This window comes from Polymorphospora sp. NPDC050346, assembly GCF_040655695.1.
Taxonomy (GTDB): Bacteria; Actinomycetota; Actinomycetes; order Mycobacteriales; family Micromonosporaceae; genus Polymorphospora; species Polymorphospora lycopeni.
Map to the genome: position 1 here is coordinate 63429 of NZ_JBFAKM010000026.1, position 16048 is coordinate 79476.

The window sequence follows — 16048 nt, forward strand, 5'->3', positions numbered from 1 at the left end:
GACCTCGAGAGTTGCTGATCAGCAAAACGCCTCCCGCCGGCTATCTGAACGTCATCATTAGGTGCGCGCATTCTAGGAGATCTACCCGAAGGTGCAGGCGTGTCGCACGCCCTCCTGCGGTCTAGCGCAAACCGCTGGTTCCGCGGCGCCGGTTGGATCAGATGGATTGTTTAGGTTGCCATTCCCGAGCGGAGTGGATCTCAACTCGGTTGCCGGACGCACTGTTCACCGACTTCGCGGGCGCCATATTTGCGGCCACTCAGGGGATGTCCACCTCAATCACAGCAAGGGAGCCCATCGGTATCGGCGAGTACGTATGCACCTCCGGAGTCGGTTGACTGGAACGGGATGCCCGAGATACGTCCGACGCATCCTCCTGACACTGAAAGGCACTTCTGGCAACGGCCGTGCCACTGCAGCCGGAGCAGCTACCTACATGTTCGGGCGGACACAGCGGGCCGAACGTCCTGCGGGTGTGGCATGAGGATCTCCCATGACGGGTCGGAGGTTGCCAGCGTGGCGACGTTCCCTTGACGCTGTTCATGTAAGCAAAACAAGGAAACACTGTCAACAGACAGTATGACCACCGGCCATGTACACTCCCGACGTGCTTCAGAGAGCAAGAGTCACCGCAGCTGACATAGCCCGCCTTGCGGGAGTTGGCCGAGCTGCGGTCACTAACTGGCGGAAGCGGTATGACACTTTTCCCGCCCCGGCCGGCGGCACTGCCACATCTCCGCTCTTCGACTTGGACCAGGTTGAAGCGTGGCTCGCCGAGCAGGGGAAACTGCCTGCGGTCGCGGATGAGGATCGGCTCTGGCGCAACTTGCTCGCCACGGTCGGCGACGCTGCCGAAGCCTTGGCCGTTGCGGGAGAACACCTCCATGGCATACGTCCGTCGCTCGACCCGCGCCTAGAGCCTGAGCTAGCCAGACTGGCCGACAAGCACGGCGCGCGGACAGCTTTTGAGGAACTCTGGAAGCGCTTCGCCGATCTGCCTGGACAGCGATCTGTCACGACCCCGGACGCTCTGGCCGACCTCATGGTCGCCCTCGCTCGTCCCCATGGCGGAACGGTTCTGGATCCCGCTTGCGGCACCGGGCGCCTGCTGCGCGCGGCGGCCAGAGCCGGCGCAACCAACGTGTACGGCCAGGACAATGATCCGGCCGCCGGCCGCCTCGCGTCACTCTGGCTGGCGATCAACGATGTACCAGGCCAGGTCGCCATCGATGACTCTCTGCGCCGAGATGCCTTTCCGGACCTCACCGTCGAAGCCCTGGTGTCGAACCTGCCGTTCGGTCTCACCAACTGGGGGCACGAAGAACTGACCTATGACGCTCGCTGGCTCTATGGAGTTCCCCCTCGCACTGAACCCGAACTCGCCTGGGCGCAACACGCGATCGGCCATCTCAAACCCGGCGGCCGCGCCGTACTTCTCATGCCACCGTCGGCTGCGAGCCGACGGGCAGGCCGCCGCATCCGCTCCGAACTGCTGCGCAGGGGATCAATCCACGCGATCATCGCGTTGCCGCCCGGGACCGCCGCCCCACAAGCAATCAGCCTCCACCTCTGGATCCTGCAGCGCGCGACTCAGGTGAGCTCGAACGTCTTGTTCGTCGACGCGACCACGGAACATCTCGACTCCGCACCTCAGCGCATCGCCGAGGCTGTCGATCGCGGTGCAGCCAGTACCATCGCTTACACGGTCCCTACCGTCGATTTACTCGACGAAGAAGTGGATCTTACTCCCGGCCGACACGGTCCGGCGGGCGCATCGGGGATGACTCCGGCCGTCGCACTCCGCGAAAGCCATGAACGTCTAGTCGACATGATCGAATCTTTTCCCCGCCTGCTGCCCGCGTTGCTTCCGGCAGATGCCGCCGCTAGCCCGTTGCCCATCGTTGGAATCGCCGAACTGATACGTACCGGACGTCTCAGCCTGCTCGGTCCGGTCCGTGTCAGTTCAGCCGACACCGATCAGGTGGTTGAACTTCCGGTGCTGACGAGCGACGACGTGGTGGCGGGCCGATCTGCGTCAGGACGCTTGGAGCCCTCCCTCAGCCCGCAGATTCCCGTGAAACCGGGCGACGTGGTGGTCTCCACCACTAGCGCTGGACTGGTGGCGCGGGTCATCACCGACGATGCGGCGCTGCTCGGCCCCAATCTGTCCCTGCTCCGGTGCGTGCCAGGTGAACTTAACCCCTGGTTCCTCGCCGGTTACCTACGCACCTCGGCCAACTGGCGGCAGGCCGCCAGTTCCTCTGGATCTCAGCGGTACGACGTGCGTAAGGCCCAGATCCCGCGGATTCCCCTCGACGAGCAACGTCGACATGGCGCGGTATTCGAGAAACTCCAGCGGTTCGACGACGCCGTTCGATCGGCATCCGTGCTCAGCGGAGAGTTGCCTCGTCACGCCGCTGATGGCCTGGCCGCCGGATTACTCTCGCCCGGCGAGAACGAGACAGGCTGATGGAGTTGATCATTATGCATACGCGAGGATAGCGATCGGGGCATCGACTGGTGACCGCTGGCGAATAACTCGACCGACGGGCAGGACGGGGGAAGACATGCCGACGCGAAAACTCGGCGGCGGGCGGTATGAACTGCAGAGCCCGATCGCGCGCGGTGGAATGGGAGAAGTCTGGCTCGGCCACGACGCGGAATTGGATCGCCAGATGGCGGTCAAGTTCGTTCGAGCCCCGCATGGAGATCTAGAAGAGGAATACATCCGTCGGTTCTTTCGCGAAGTGAAGATTGCTGCGCGGCTGGAGCATCCCGGTGTGCCCGCTGTCTACGACACAGGTATCGATCAGGACGGCCGTCCCTACATGGTAATACAGCGCGTGCACGGCATCAGCGTCGCTGATCTCATCGCAGAGCAAGGGCCACTGCCCGTCGGCTGGGCCGCCACCATCGCCGCGCAGTCATGCGCGGTCCTTGTCGCCGCACATGCGGCATCCCTCGTGCATCGCGACCTCAAACCCAGCAATCTCATGTTGGAGTCGAACGGTTGCGTCAAGGTCCTCGACTTTGGTCTGGCCCTGGCGCCTACCCTCGCCGATTTCGCCCGTATCACCCTGACCGGCCAGCCGATCGGCACACCCGCCTACATGGCGCCCGAGCAGGTTCGAGCCGGCCTCAGCGAACCCGCCACCGACCTGTACGCGCTCGGCTGCACTCTGTACGAGATGCTCACCGGTGGCCACGTATTCACCGGCCCGACCACTTACTCGGTGATGACGCAGCACGTCGGCGAGGCTCCGCCCCGGCTGCGGTCGGCGCGCCCGGATGTCCCGGCCCCGTTGGAGCGGCTCGTCCTCGACCTGCTGGAGAAGCGGCCAGAGGATCGTCCCGCCAACGCCGCCGAGGTCTACCAGCACCTCCTGCCCTTCGCTGAAGACCTCGGTTCTCTTCCGGGGGCTCTTGAACCGCCCGGCGTGCCGAGCCCGGTCCGGATGTATGCCGAGTTGGTCAGCCGGATATCGCGTTCGGCTCAGAACCAGGCGCCGACCGCCCCGACACACGGGCACCGCGAGTCGGGAATCGCCGACGCCGCAGTCACCCGGCGAGATCTGGCGGAGGTGCGCGGCGAAGCCCAGAACCTGATCCGTGACTCGCGGTTCAGCCAGGCCGCCGAGGTCCTCAACGCCGCCGAATGGGCTGTCCGGCAAGCTTTCGGCGACACTGACAACGAGGTGCTGTCTATCCGCTATGACCTGGCCAACGCTCTGTTCGACGGCGGTGACTACCGTCGCGCCGCGCCGGTCTACCAAGCGCTCGCCGCCGACATGCTGGCCGGTGGCATCGGCCCATCCGACCGGGTCTTCGACTGTCGTGTGAAGGAGGCAATCTGTCAGGCCATGACCGGCAATGCAAGCCAGGCTCTAAAGCAGCTCGAGATGTTACTTTCCTACCGGCGCGGCGCCTTTGGCGGCGATGATCCGCGTACGCTCGAACTTCGCAAGCAGATTGCCCTCCTTCAACTGCGGTCCAGCCAATATCTGGCGGCCCGGCAGACTCTGGCCAGTCTCCTTACCGACGTTCGCCGGCTACCGACCAGCACCCGGCCAAGCCCGGCCGAGGTGGAAGACATACTGGCATCAATCAGCACGGAGCCGAAGTAGATCTGGGAGCGCCCCGGGTTTGCTTGACCCGCAAAGTCGGTGGCATCCGTACGGGACCGGTTCGGCCCATCCCGGCGAGCAGGTAAAGCGACTGGTCGTGGCCGTGACCAGCCTGCCGCCTACGGCAGCCGCGCCTCCGACGTATCCGCTCAGCGGAGGCGGCCCCCGTGCCCGGCGAGTGCGGCCATGACCGCGTCCAGGGACAGGTCCGCGGCGCTGGTTAGTAGCAGGTCCGCAGCCGCAAAGCGGGCGTGGTCCGCATGTGGGTTCGGCACCGCCACGCAGCGCAGCCCGGCCGCGTGCGCCGCCGCCACGCCGTGCGCGGTGTCCTCGAACCGCGCCCGCAGCCCGGCCTGGTCGAGCATCGCACCCACGTGGGTGACCGGGGAACTGCTCGCCGCCGCGAGCCGCAGCCCCAACTCCGCGGCCCGGTCCAGCCAGCCGACGATGCCCGGCGCCGGCTCCAGCGCCGCGTTCAGTTTCGCCCGGTACGCCATCCGTAGTGCGTGACTGGCCTCGCGGTCGTAGACCGTTGCCGCAAACGCGGCGTACCGCGGCTCGTTCGCGTCGCCGCCGTGGTCGGCGAAGAAGCCGGCCAGGTCGAGTTCCAGGCCGTGCCGCCGCCACTCCCAGCGCCAACTCTCCAGCAGCGTGGTCTCCGTGTCCCTCGGCAGGCCGTCGAAGTCGAAGATGAGCGCCTTGACCGTCATCGCGGCATATCGCAATCCGATTTCCGGGGCCGTGCGGCTGGCGTGGGCACCCGCCGCGGTGAGGTTCGGTCAAGGCAGATGACCGGGCCGGAGCAGCACGTGGATACAAGGTCGCGTGCGCGGATCTGCCACCAACCAATCGTTGGTAGTCGATGAAAGCGACCGCCTATTCGACGCCCGATCGCATCCTCGCCAACGACGCACACGCTACGGCCGGCTTGTCACCGTGCACCGGCCGATCCGTCCGGCGGCGCCTGTATTCAGGCGAGATCAGGCAGATCCACGAAGCCGCCCGGTGCCACATGGACCTGCCGCACCATGGCGGAACCGCCTGCCCGCTCGCGCCACCGGCGGTCGTGGGTGACGGTGAGGACGGCGCCGGGGTAGTCGCGCAAGGCTTCCTCCATCTGCTCGAGAAGTTCGGGAGCCAGGTGGTTGGTGGGCTCGTCGAGCAGGAGGACGTCGCTGGGACGGGTGACGGCGAGCGCGACTTCAAGGCGTCGGCGCTGCCCGACCGACAGTTGTGCCACCTGCCGTTGCAGGTCGTCGGGGTGGAACAGCCCGAGCCGCAGCAGTTCGTCGGCGGCGTCGTCCCGGTATGCGCCGGTGGCGGTGGCAAAGGCGTCGAGGAGCGCCGCTCGAGAGCCGTGTGTGATGTCCTGCCGCAGCCAGGCGATGCGAACGCCGGGTCGCTGCCAGAGGTTTCCCCGCTGTGGTACGAGCTCGCCCGCCAGCACGTGCAGCAGCGTCGTCTTCCCGGCGCCGTTGGGTCCCGAGATCAGCAGCCGGTCCCCGGCCGACACCTCGAGCGCGTCCAGCCGCAGCCTCGGCCCGTCGACGTCCAGGCGGACACCCTCCGCACGGATCAGAACGGCCTTCTCGTCGGCGACGCCGGCGGCCGGCTCGGTGAAGGTTGGTGTGAACCGGAGAGGGTCGGCGGGTCGCGGTGCGGGGTCCGTGCGCAGCCGGGCGATCCGCTCCTTCGCCATCCGGATACGCCCCATCGCGCCGTGGTCCCGGCCGCGTGCCCGGAACGCTCCGTGGCCGAAGGACCCACGTTCCAGTTTTCGCGGTATGGCGTCGAGCCGGAAGGCGTTGGCGGTGACGAGGGCCTCCTGACGTGCGAGGTCTTGTCGCCATGCCTCGTACTCCTCCAGCAGCCGCCGCCGTTCGTTCGCGCGTGCGGTGAGGTATCCGGCGTAGCCGTCGCCGTATCGGCGCAGCGCGCCGCCCTCGACGTGCACGATGTCGGTCGCGAGACGGTCCAGGAGTACGCGGTCGTGGGTTACGACCACCAGCGCGCCGCGGTGCACGGCCAGGCGTTCCTCCAGCCAGGCGATGCCGGCGTCGTCGAGATCGTTGGTCGGTTCGTCGAGCAGCAGCAGCTCCGCCTCGGACGCCAGTGCCGCGGCGAGCGCCAGTCGCGCCCGCTCGCCGCCGGAGAGCGTGTGTACGGGCCGGGAATGGTCGAGGCCACCCAGCCCCAGCCGATCAAGGCCGGCATCGACTCTTCGGTCGAGTTGATACCCGTCGCGGGCCTCGAATCGGTCCATGGCGGAACTGAGCTGCGCGAGCAGCACGGCTCGCTCGTCGGGGCCCGCCTGCGCCAGCCGCTCAGCGGTGCGCTGAATCTCGGCCTCGAGTTCACGGATGTCGGCGAGCAGGTCGTCGAGCGCGTCCGTGACGGTCGCGCCGGGCCGGAACCGGGGTTGCTGTTCGGCGAACGCGATGCCGCCGGGCAGTTCGACCGCCCGCTCACCGGCGGTCAACTGCACGGTGCCCGCGAGTACGCGCAGCAGCGTCGACTTACCGGCGCCGTTGTCGCCGATGACGGCGATTCGTTCGGCCGGGCCGACCACGAGATCGATCTCGGCCAGGACGACCCGCTCGGCGAACCGGACGGTCCCGCCGCGAATCGCACACACCCGGTGCTGCCGGGACGGGGAAGGGGAAGTGTGGGTCACGAGAGCTCCTCCCCGCGACGCGCAGGCGAAAATGGCTGCCGTCGCGGAAGACGCGCTTGATCGAGCGCGCGGATGTACGGGAACCTCGCGCGGCCAGCGATGTGGCTGGGCAGCGCGCATAGGACCCGCCGCGGAGGAGGCTCGACGCGGCGTCCCGTACTAAAGCTTCAGCGTACCCACGATCATTACGGTAGCAGAGCCGGCCCTGCCACGAACGGATTAGCGGTGGCGGCCGGGGCGTCCACGGCCAGGCCCGTCTTGCCCCGATGTCAGGCTATGTGCGGACCGGTGGCTGCCGGTCTTTACCCAACCTGGACTACCATCCAGCCGGGTCGTGTGCCCCTCGTGATGCCCCCGGAGTCAGGCGTCGTGATCTGCCGTCGACCGCCGTCACGGGAGCCAGCCACTGTCTGCCCACGGGTGGCGGCGCAGTGCGCCGAATGGTTGCCGACGACGATGCCGCTCAACGTGCAGCGGCGTCAGCGACGATCGCCTGAAGTCGGGCTCGGCATTCGGTGACGAACGCGGGATACGTCTGCCAGTAGTAGGAGACTCCGCTCACGCCGACCGCGACGGCCCAGGCCCTGGCGCGAGCCCAGGTCCGATCGTCAAGGTTCAAGGCGTTCCAGTAGGCCTGCCGTGCCTGGTGCGGCAGGTCCCAGACGGTGGAGTGCTCGGCGTCGGGATAACCGACCGACAGTCCCCCGAAATCGATGACCGCGTGAAGGGCGCCCTCCTGTACGAGGAGGTTGGTGGGCTTGAGGTCGCCGTGGAGCCATACGTGTGGCACGGAGGGCTCGGGCAGGGCGAGCGCGTCGTCCCACAGCCGTTTCAGGGCGTCGACATCGAGTTCTCCACCGATCATGGTCCGGCAGTCTTCGAAACACATGCTGATCCACTGGTCGCAGGCCTGCAGGCGGCCGCCGCGGTACCAGCTGAGATCGCCTGTGTGAGTGGCTCCCATCAGGTCGATGGTGTGGAGTTCCCGTACGAACGCCGCCAGGTCGGTTCCGAAGGCGGCCCAGTCCTGGACGGTGTCCGGCTGGGCCTCGTTCCCGTCGAGCCAGCGGTAGACCGACCAGGACAGCGGGAATGCCGTGGTGGGCGTGCCGGCATGGACCGGCTCCGGGATCGGACACGCGAGCAGCGGCGCCAGACGGGGAAGCCATTCCTGCTCCTTCCGTACGGACCGCGCCTTGTCAGCCGTTCGCGGAAGTCGCACGAGCAGATCGTCACCCAGCCGGTACATCACGTTGTCCGTGCCCGCACCCGCCGTCGCCAACGACAGGCCGGCCCACTCCGGGCACTGCGCCTCCAGCAGCGACCTGACAACCGCCTCGTCGATCGGAACCTCGTTGTCGTGCAGCGTCACGTCGGGGATCTTTCCGATGAATGTCGGGGCAAGCCAGTGATTTCGCGTGCTCGACATGTCGGTACCGGTAGCGCAGCATGTGCCCATGGGTTTCGATCTTGTCGTGCTCGCAGTTGGCCAGGGCGCGACCGATGCCGAGATACGGGTTACGGCGGACCGCTGTCGCAGCCTGCATCACCCCGAGGGCGACTTGGACGAGCGCATCGTCGGGTTCTACGAGACCCTCCGCGTCCGGTACCCGGACTTCTCGCCCCACGATCAGGACTCTCCATGGATGACGACTCCCCTTGACATCGGCATCGATCACGTCAGCATGTGCCTGAGCTTCGGCGAACGCAGCGACCCGGCATTGCGGCTGGTCGACGAACTCGCCCAACGGCACGAACTCACCGTCTACGACCCCCAGGAGGGGAAGGTGACGCGTCCGGCAGACGTACGAAAGCCCCGGGATCCAGTGATCCTGACATTGATCGATGAATTGCGGCCGTAGGCATCACGCACCCGGCGACAGGCTCGGATGCATCGCGATCAGCGGCGGAGCCCCACAGGCCCGCGGCCGGTGAGCGCCGCTGACAAGGGGCGGGCCCGACGATCCGGCCAGCGGGACGCGGGCCAGGCGCTGCCCGGCGTGGGTCGGGGCACTATCGTTCTGGCGTGCACATCCGTTTCGACGTCCCGGCGGATCCCGCCTACCCAGGCCGCGTGGCCGCTGCCCTCAGCAGTGTTCGGCTGCGCAAGTACGGATATATCGGCGCAGTGCTGGCGGCGGTCGGTGCGATCGGTCTCGCCGTCTCGCGGGGGTCCGCGTGGGGCGACCAGGTCTCGCTGCTGTGCATGCCGATGGTCATGGGTGGCCTGCTGTCGATGCTGTACGCGCCGTGGGTACGGTGGCGCGCCCAGCGCCGCTCCAGTGGCTACGCCGTCGAGGGCGCCTACGACATCACCGACGACAACATCATGATGCGCAGCGGCTCGGAGTCCGGCGGCATCGCCTGGGACGGGGTCGCCCAGGTAACGGACACCCCTGAGTTCTGGATCGTGTACGTCGGCCGGATGCCGGCGACTGTGATCCCACGCCGCTTGATGTCCGCCGAGGATGACGAGACGTTGCGAGCCTTCATGGCCAAACGTGGGCTGCTCCAGTCTCAATGAACTCATTTGCCCCACGCCGAGCGTGTGGGCTCGCGCTGCCGAGCCCAGCGACCAGGAAGGCCGCGGCTCGGCTCCTCGACCAACGTGGCGACCACCCCGCCGACCGCTCTGGTGCCGGCGTACGCCATCGTCAGCCAGCGGCGCAGGCCAGCCTGTCAAGGTACGGGTCGGCCTTCAGTAGATCGATAGCAGCCACTCAGGGGATCATCCGGCATCGCAGCCCTGACGGCAGCCGCAAAGCGTGCAGGTCCACCTGTTGAAAGCCGGCTTCGGTATCCGCATCTGCCCGGATGGCGTGCGGCGTCTGCCCACGGCGGAATGTCTTGAATTCGGAGGCGACGGTTGGCGAGGCTCAGGGTGTGCCTGAGCTGATGGACATCGCAGTCGGGGAACTGCACTTCTCCCTGCGAGTATGGCAAGCCGCCGACATGGACAAGACGCCCACCGTACTGCTCCATGCCACCGGAAAGACCGCCTGCGACTGGGACGTGATCGCCTCGGGCCTTTGTGCTCAGCGGACGGTGTACGCCGTCGACCTGCGCGGCCATGGTGCCAGCGGCTGGCCCGGCACATACAGCCTAAAGTTGTTCACGCAGGACGTCATCGGCATCCTGGACCGGCTACACATCGGCGCGGTGGACCTGGTCGGCCATTCCCTCGGTGGTCTGGTGGCTTGCGAGGTCGCCGCCGAACGGCAGGGACACGTCCGCAAACTCGTGCTTGAGGACATCGGTTACCCGCACCCTCGACCGCCGGGGCTTCCCGACCGTCCCGCAGGGGATCTGCCCTTCGACTGGCACATGGTGGAGCAGATCCGACCCGAGATCGACGATCCAGATCCGGGGTGGGCCGACATCGTCGCCCGGATCACGGCACCCACCCTGCTCATCGGGGGAGGAACAGCGAGCCCGTTCCCCCAGGAGCACCTCGCCGAACTCGCCGATCGCTTGGCCGACGCCCGGCTGACGACGATCGCGGCCGGCCATCTGGTTCACCAGACTGCTCCGGACGAGTACCTCAGGGCCCTGATCGCATTCCTCACGGAGTGATCGGCGCCCATCCGCTGTTGCCGGCAGCGGGCTGGCTCCACGTGTCGGTCAGCCGACGAGCTGGTCGCGGCGGCGGGTGAGGTAGGCCCGCTCCGCAGGGTTGCCGGCGAGACCGATGGCCCGGTCGTACGCCGCCCGCGACTCGCCGCCGCGTCCGAGTCGCCGCAGCAGGTCGGCGCGCGCGGCGTGGAAGGCGTGGTAGCCGTCGAGGACTTCGGCGAGCCGGTCGATCTCGGCGAGCCCCACGCCGGGGCCGTCGACCTCGGCGACCGCGACCGCCCGGTTGAGCCGCACGATCGGCGAGGGGTCGAGCAGCACCATGCGGCCGTAGAGGGCGACGATGGCGGACCAGTCGGTGTCTCGGGCGGTCGGGGCGTTCGTGTGGACCGCGTTGATGGCGGCCTGCAGCTGGTAGCGCCCGGGTGGGTCACCGCCGGCCGCCACCGCCTCGATCCGCTCGCGGACCAGGGCGTTGCCTTCGGCGATGAGGGTGCGGTTCCATGCGCCGCGGTCCTGCTCGTCGAGGGTCACCAGCTCGCCGGTGCGGGACACGCGCGCCAGCCGCCGGGCGTCGGTGAGGAGCATCAGGGCGAGCAGGCCGGCCACCTCGCCGTTGTCCGGAAGAAGAGCTCGGAGCAGGCGGCCGAGGCGGATCGCCTCGTCGGTGAGGTCGACGCGCGTCGGGTCGTCCCCCTCGCTGGCGAGGTAGCCCTCGTTGAAGACGAGGTAGACGACGGCGAGCACCCCGGCGAGCCGGTCGCGGATGTCGTCGGCCGAGGGCACCCGGTACGGGATGTGTGCCGCCTTGATCTTTGCCTTGGCTCGGGTGATCCGTCGCGCCATCGCGGTCTCCTGCACCAGAAAGGCGCGGGCGATCTCGGAGACGGTGAGGCCGCCGAGCAGGCGCAGGGTGAGCGCCACCCGGGCCTCCATCGCGAGCGCGGGGTGGCAGCAGGTAAAGAGCAGCCTGAGCCGGTCGTCTTCGACCGGGCCGGTCGGCTCGGGAGGGGTGTCGTCGTACACGATCCGGGCCGCCTGGTGCTTGGCGTCGCGCTGCGACTCGCGACGGAGCTGATCGATCGCCTTGCGGGTCGCGGTGGTGGCGAGCCAACCGCCGGGATTGGGCGGTACGCCCTCGTGCGGCCACCGCTCCGCGGCCGCTACGAATGCCTCGGCGGTCGCTTCCTCGGCGACGTCGAGGTCGCCGAAACGGCGCGCGAGGCTGGCGACCAGCCGCGCCCACTCCTCGTGGTGGACGCGGATGATCGCCTGCTCGACGGTGGGACCGGTCACGGCTCCAGCAGCGTTCGGACGGATTCCCCGGTTCGGAAGGGACGCACCTCGACCGTGCCGCGGCACGCTTTCGACCCTTCGGCGGCAAGCGCCAGGGCCACGTCGAGGTCGGCCGCCTCGATGACCCAGAAGCCGCCGAGGTGCTCCTTCGTCTCCAGGTAGGGCCCGTCGGTGAAGGTCGGCTTCGCGCCCTGGCCGTCGACGGTGGTGGCCGTCTCCGCGGGCTCCAGGCCGTCGGCGAAGACGAGGTGACCGTCTCTCTTGAGCCGCTCGTTGAAGGCGCCGGTGTCGGCGAACGCCTGCAGCATGGCCTCCTTCGAGGGGTAGGTGCCGAACTCGGTGTGCTCGGCCGGTCCGTAGACGGACAGCAGGTATCTGGGCACCGTGCTCACCTCTTCCCGGAGTCGCTACGCCGGGTCTGCCCGGGACCTCGGAACCGGTGCACCTCCTGCGGCCAGTCGAGCACGGTCGCGAGCCTGCCGGCCCAGTATCGTGCCGCCGCGTCGTCGGGCACGTCCACGACGACGAAGCCGCCGAGGTGCTCCTTGGTCTCGACGTACGGGCCGTCGGTGAAGACGGGCTTGCCGTCGACCGGCTCGACACTGCAGACCGCGGTGGACCGGTCGAGCCCGCCGTTGGTGAAGATCAGGACACCGTCGACCTGCATCTCCTCGATCACGGCCCGGACGGCCGTGGCCTTCTCGCGCAACTCTTCCGCCGTGTGCTCGGGCACCCACTCATCGTTGAAGGTGATCATGTACTCCGTCATGGTCGTCTCCTCTCGGTCCCCGGACGAGGGCCTTTCCCGACTCCTCGCGTGCGGCCCGGCCGACCGCCGCACCAATTCCACGAGCGGCTGCCCCTTGATACGACACCTTCCCGGAAATTTCTTCTCAAGACAGTCCCTGCGTAGTGACCGAGGACAGGATCAACCTTCGCCCTTCGACCGGTACGCGGTCGCACGCGATAACCCGGTGACGTCGCTGGTCGTTTCCGCGAAACTGCCGATGTGGAAGAGGTCGAGGTCGTCGTCGCTCATCACGGGTGCGCGACCCTGCGTGTCGGTGACGTGTTCCTGAAGATCGACGCCGATCAGACGCGCACCGACGTCGAGGTCGAGGCGATGGCTCTGGCGCCGATCCCGACTCCGCAGATCCTGTGGCGGAAGCCGCCCGTGCTCGCGCTCGCCGCCCTCCCGGGGAGGGCACTCGGCCGCCTCGGCGAGCCGTCGGCCGCGTCGTCGGAGGCGTGGGCCGCGGCGGGTGCCGCCGTACGGATGCTGCACGACGCGCCGCTGCCGCCGTGGCCCGGTCGGAGCCTCGACGAGCTCACATCGCGCCTCGACGGCGAATGTGAGTGGCTCGTCAGGAACGGTGTCCTACCCGCCGACCTGGTCACCCGCAACCGTGAGGTTGCCGAGGCCGCGCTCCGGCCGTACAAGCCGGTGTTCATGCACGGCGACCTGCAGGTCGCCCACGTGTTCGTCGACGGTGACGAGATCACCGGCGTGATCGACTGGTCCGAGGCGGCGCAGGGCGATGCTCTGCACGACCTCGCCATCTTGACGCTCGGGCACGAGGAGCACCTTGGCGACGTGGTGGCCGGGTACGGCACCGACGTCGACCTCGACGTGATCCGCGCATGGTGGTCGTTGCGGAGCCTGCTGGCGGTCCGCTGGCTGGTCGAGCACGGCTTCGACCCGTCCTCGCCCGGCTGCGAGGTCGACGTGCTGAGGTCCCGAATGTGAGGACGCACCAGCCCGGCGCCCACGAGCGCGTTCTGCCGCATCGAGCGGGTCACCTCCTCCAGCGCCTCGTCATCCGGCCGGGCGTGTACTGGCGGGCGCCGATGTGCTGCTCGTGGGCCTGTTCTCGGCGAAGGACAGGGAGTTCGGTGCGAAGCTCGATCGGCTGGCGGCTTCGGTGACGGCACATGGTGGGCGGGTCGTGGGTCGGCACGTACAGCGGCGGGGCGTTTCGCACGGCGGCGCGGCCAGGATGACCGAGCCGTTCTCGCGGCGGACACTGGTCAGCCCCGGCAAAGCGCGCGAAATCGCGCAAGCGGTGCGGGTTGCGGATGTTGGTGTTGCGGTGTTCGTGAACCCGCTCACGGAACACCAACGAGCTGTCCTCGGCGACATGTTCGGATGCCTCGTGATCAGCGGCGAGGATCTTGCCACCGTAGATCGGTGAGCCGCCGACGTATGCCGCTGGGCGGGCTCACCGACTGGGTCACGGGTTGACTCACGGTGTGAGTGCTGGTCGTTGCGCGGTACGGGCCAGTACCGCCGCGTCGGTCAGGTGATGTCGCGGCGCATGGAGACGATCACGGCGATCGCCGAGGCGGTCAGCGCGTACGCGGTGAGTAGGAGGGCGCCGGCGGCCGGTGAGAGGAGTTGGACGACGTCACTGCCGACTTGTTCGGACATGGCGTCGGCGAGGTAGGTGAAGTCGGTCAACGCGGCGGTGGCTCCGCCGGGCAGGACCGGGTAGAGCGTGTTGACGCCGGGAATCATCATGAACACCGGCTCACCCAGGTACAGATAGCCGATCACGACGCACAGGGCCGCGACCTGGTTGCGGATGAGGGCGCCCATGCCAACGCCGATGAGGAGATACACCACCATCGCGAGGGCGATGCGGGCGAGTAGCGCCAACACGGTGGCGGCTGGCAGACCGAGTGAGACGCCGCGAACGGTGGCGACGGTGAACAGGGCCAATGCGCCCGTACCCGCGAGGATCAGCCCGTAGGCGAGGCCGACGACCGTGTAGGTGGCCAGTTTGGCGGCGAGTACCTGACCTCGGCGCGGCGCGAACATGAAGGTGACAGCGGCCGTGCGGTGCCGGTACTCGGAGGTGACCGCGAGGGTGCCGGCGGCGGCCGGCACGAATGCCGTGTAGCCGAGGATGCCGAGGATCGAGCGGAGGCCGGCCTCGGTGTCCAGTCCGGGCATCGGTGGGTCGAAGTTCTCCGGGCCGACCAGCGCCATGGTGCCGAGCAGGCCGCCGCCGAGCAGTGCGGCGGCGAGCAGCAGCCCGCCCCACATCCGGGTGGCCAGCAGCCGGCGAAACTCCGCTTTGATCAGAAGCTTCATCGGGTGGCCGCCTTGCCGGTGGTCAGGTGGAGGAAGAGTTGTTCGAGGCTGGGGTTCTCGGTGACCAACTCGTGGACCCGTAGGCGGTGCGCGGCGGCGAGGTCGGCGATGCTCGGCGCGTCCAGCCCACGCACCCGCAGCCGGCCAGGCCCGACGGCTTCGACGGACGGGGCGGTGCCGCCGCTGGCCGGGCTGGTCGCCAAGGTGACGGCGAGGACGTCGGCGTCGGGTGAGGTGATCAGTACCGCTGGCGGGCCGGCGAGCCGGGACCACGGCCCGGTGGCGACGAGTTCGCCGCGCCGGATCACCACCACATCATCCACGAGCTGCTGGATCTCGCTGAGCACGTGGCTGGAGATCAGGACGGTGCGGCCCTGGTCGGCCAGCTGGCGCAGTAGGCCGCGTAGCCACGACAGGCCTTCGGGGTCCAGGCCGTTGCCGGGTTCGTCGAGCAGCAGTACGCGGGGGTCGCCGAGCAGCGCCGTGGCGAGGTTGAGCCGTTGCCGCATGCCGGTGGAGAACCCGCGGGTACGACGGTCGGCGGCCTCGGCGAGGCCGAGCAGGTCCAGCAGTTCGGTGATCCGGCTGTCCGGATAGCCGCCCATCGCGGCGTAGACGCGCAGGTGGTCGCGGGCGGAATGGCCGGGGTGGAACGCGTTGGTGTCGAACACCGCACCGACCGTGCGCGACGGGCTGGCCAACCGGTCGTACCGCTGCCCGCCGATCGTGGCGGTGCCGCTGGTAGGCGACACCAGTCCGGTCATCATGCGCATCGTGGTGGTTTTGCCGGCGCCGTTCGGGCCGAGGAACCCGGTGACCACGCCGGGCTCTATGGTGAAGCTCAGATCGCGCACGGCGGTGACATCACCGTAGCGCTTCGTCAGGCGCGACACCTCGATCGTCAGACGGTCGCCGGTCATCCGCGGGCCGCCAGCGCACGCCCGATCGTCTCCGCCAGGGCCGGCGCGGCCGGGGTGGAGAGTATGACCTCGTCGAACTCACCGCCCGCCGTGGCCCGGTCCAGAACCAGGTGCAGCCCGGGCTCGCCTCGGTGGGCCGCCACGAGCTGCCGGGGACCACCGAACAAACCCCAGACGCCGACCTTGGCGAAGCCCGACACCACGTACCCCCGCCGGGCGCCTCGGGCCAGACGGAGGGGGTTGTCCACCGGGGTGGCGTGCCGCACTGCGGTGAGACGCAGTGCAAGCCGCTCCCGCCCGATCCACAGCCGCTCCCATCCGGTGAAGCGGATGTCGATCACATCGCCGATTACCGTGACGGATGCCATCA

General features: G+C 68.3%; 16 protein-coding genes. 7 read left to right on the forward strand and 9 right to left on the reverse strand.

The genetic code is table 11. The features are described 5' to 3' along the window. Window positions 1-748: 748 nt before the first annotated feature. Together AB0I42_RS24630 and AB0I42_RS24635 are read left to right on the forward strand one after the other, a co-directional pair. Window positions 749-2470 (forward strand): N-6 DNA methylase, encoded by a 1722-nt coding sequence (locus tag AB0I42_RS24630; protein WP_357540451.1) that lies wholly within the window; start codon window positions 749-751, stop codon window positions 2468-2470. A 97-nt stretch (window positions 2471-2567) separates the two neighbouring features. Further along, complete coding sequence (locus AB0I42_RS24635) at window positions 2568-4124, forward strand: serine/threonine-protein kinase (RefSeq protein ID WP_357540453.1); 1557 nt, start codon at window positions 2568-2570, stop codon at window positions 4122-4124. 149 nt (window positions 4125-4273) lie between these two features. Here AB0I42_RS24635 and AB0I42_RS24640 read toward each other — a convergent pair whose 3' ends face one another. From AB0I42_RS24640 to AB0I42_RS24650, 3 genes are all read right to left on the reverse strand, one after another. Next, window positions 4274-4834, reverse strand: coding sequence for an HAD family phosphatase (locus AB0I42_RS24640; RefSeq protein WP_357540455.1), 561 nt, complete (start codon window positions 4832-4834; stop codon window positions 4274-4276). Between the two features lie 260 nt (window positions 4835-5094). Further along, window positions 5095-6798 (reverse strand): ribosomal protection-like ABC-F family protein, encoded by a 1704-nt coding sequence (gene abc-f / locus AB0I42_RS24645; protein WP_357540456.1) that lies wholly within the window; start codon window positions 6796-6798, stop codon window positions 5095-5097. Window positions 6799-7261: 463 nt separating this feature from the next. After that, window positions 7262-8170: an aminoglycoside phosphotransferase family protein gene (locus tag AB0I42_RS24650; RefSeq protein WP_357540532.1), complete on the reverse strand. Its 909-nt coding sequence runs from the start codon at window positions 8168-8170 to the stop codon at window positions 7262-7264. An 85-nt stretch (window positions 8171-8255) separates the two neighbouring features. On the opposite strand from AB0I42_RS24650, the gene AB0I42_RS24655 reads away from it, so the two are divergent. The 3 genes from AB0I42_RS24655 (at window position 8256) to AB0I42_RS24665 (ending at window position 10371) form a co-directional block, all read left to right on the forward strand. Next, window positions 8256-8660, forward strand: a complete 405-nt coding sequence (locus tag AB0I42_RS24655) for a hypothetical protein (RefSeq protein WP_357540458.1) — start codon at window positions 8256-8258, stop codon at window positions 8658-8660. Between the two features lie 164 nt (window positions 8661-8824). Beyond that, on the forward strand, window positions 8825-9322 hold the full coding sequence (locus tag AB0I42_RS24660; protein ID WP_357540460.1) for a YcxB family protein: 498 nt from the start codon (window positions 8825-8827) through the stop codon (window positions 9320-9322). Between the two features lie 359 nt (window positions 9323-9681). Beyond that, window positions 9682-10371 (forward strand): alpha/beta hydrolase, encoded by a 690-nt coding sequence (locus AB0I42_RS24665; protein ID WP_357540462.1) that lies wholly within the window; start codon window positions 9682-9684, stop codon window positions 10369-10371. A gap of 48 nt (window positions 10372-10419) precedes the next feature. Here AB0I42_RS24665 and AB0I42_RS24670 read toward each other — a convergent pair whose 3' ends face one another. From AB0I42_RS24670 to AB0I42_RS24680, 3 genes are all read right to left on the reverse strand, one after another. Then, window positions 10420-11664 (reverse strand): DUF6596 domain-containing protein, encoded by a 1245-nt coding sequence (locus AB0I42_RS24670; protein ID WP_357540464.1) that lies wholly within the window; start codon window positions 11662-11664, stop codon window positions 10420-10422. Then, window positions 11661-11972, reverse strand: a complete 312-nt coding sequence (locus AB0I42_RS24675) for a YciI family protein (protein ID WP_357540534.1) — start codon at window positions 11970-11972, stop codon at window positions 11661-11663. The genes AB0I42_RS24670 and AB0I42_RS24675 overlap by 4 nt, the downstream gene beginning before the upstream one ends. An 80-nt stretch (window positions 11973-12052) precedes the next feature. Then, on the reverse strand, window positions 12053-12433 hold the full coding sequence (locus tag AB0I42_RS24680; RefSeq protein WP_357540466.1) for a YciI family protein: 381 nt from the start codon (window positions 12431-12433) through the stop codon (window positions 12053-12055). Window positions 12434-12673: 240 nt separating this feature from the next. On the opposite strand from AB0I42_RS24680, the gene AB0I42_RS24685 reads away from it, so the two are divergent. Beyond that, window positions 12674-13411 carry a phosphotransferase gene (locus tag AB0I42_RS24685; RefSeq protein ID WP_357540468.1) on the forward strand — a complete coding sequence of 246 codons (738 nt, stop codon included), beginning with the start codon at window positions 12674-12676 and terminating at the stop codon, window positions 13409-13411. Window positions 13412-13523: 112 nt separating this feature from the next. Beyond that, complete coding sequence (locus AB0I42_RS24690; RefSeq protein ID WP_357540470.1) at window positions 13524-13856, forward strand: hypothetical protein; 333 nt, start codon at window positions 13524-13526, stop codon at window positions 13854-13856. 104 nt (window positions 13857-13960) lie between these two features. On the opposite strand, the gene AB0I42_RS24695 is transcribed toward AB0I42_RS24690, so the two are convergent. Genes AB0I42_RS24695 through AB0I42_RS24705 form a run of 3 tightly spaced genes read right to left on the reverse strand, consistent with a single transcriptional unit; the run spans window position 13961 to window position 16046 of the window. After that, window positions 13961-14758 (reverse strand): ABC transporter permease, encoded by a 798-nt coding sequence (locus AB0I42_RS24695; RefSeq protein WP_357540472.1) that lies wholly within the window; start codon window positions 14756-14758, stop codon window positions 13961-13963. Further along, the gene (locus AB0I42_RS24700) at window positions 14755-15678 is read right to left on the reverse strand and encodes an ATP-binding cassette domain-containing protein (RefSeq protein WP_357540474.1); all 924 of its coding nucleotides are present in this window, start codon (window positions 15676-15678) and stop codon (window positions 14755-14757) included. Before AB0I42_RS24700 ends, AB0I42_RS24695 begins: the two co-directional genes overlap by 4 nt. Continuing rightward, window positions 15675-16046, reverse strand: a complete 372-nt coding sequence (locus AB0I42_RS24705; RefSeq protein ID WP_357540476.1) for a hypothetical protein — start codon at window positions 16044-16046, stop codon at window positions 15675-15677. The genes AB0I42_RS24700 and AB0I42_RS24705 overlap by 4 nt, the downstream gene beginning before the upstream one ends. Window positions 16047-16048: the final 2 nt, after the last annotated feature.

Coding starts and splice junctions, on each gene's coding strand:
- AB0I42_RS24705 (WP_357540476.1), bottom strand. CDS start 16,046: ATGGCATCCGTCACGGTAATCGGCGATGTGATCGACATCCGCTTCACC.
- AB0I42_RS24695 (WP_357540472.1), bottom strand. CDS start 14,758: ATGAAGCTTCTGATCAAAGCGGAGTTTCGCCGGCTGCTGGCCACCCGG.
- AB0I42_RS24655 (WP_357540458.1), top strand. CDS start 8,256: ATGGGTTTCGATCTTGTCGTGCTCGCAGTTGGCCAGGGCGCGACCGAT.
- AB0I42_RS24675 (WP_357540534.1), bottom strand. CDS start 11,972: ATGCTGCAGGCGTTCGCCGACACCGGCGCCTTCAACGAGCGGCTCAAG.
- AB0I42_RS24640 (WP_357540455.1), bottom strand. CDS start 4,834: ATGACGGTCAAGGCGCTCATCTTCGACTTCGACGGCCTGCCGAGGGAC.
- AB0I42_RS24680 (WP_357540466.1), bottom strand. CDS start 12,433: ATGACGGAGTACATGATCACCTTCAACGATGAGTGGGTGCCCGAGCAC.
- AB0I42_RS24700 (WP_357540474.1), bottom strand. CDS start 15,678: ATGACCGGCGACCGTCTGACGATCGAGGTGTCGCGCCTGACGAAGCGC.
- AB0I42_RS24635 (WP_357540453.1), top strand. CDS start 2,568: ATGCCGACGCGAAAACTCGGCGGCGGGCGGTATGAACTGCAGAGCCCG.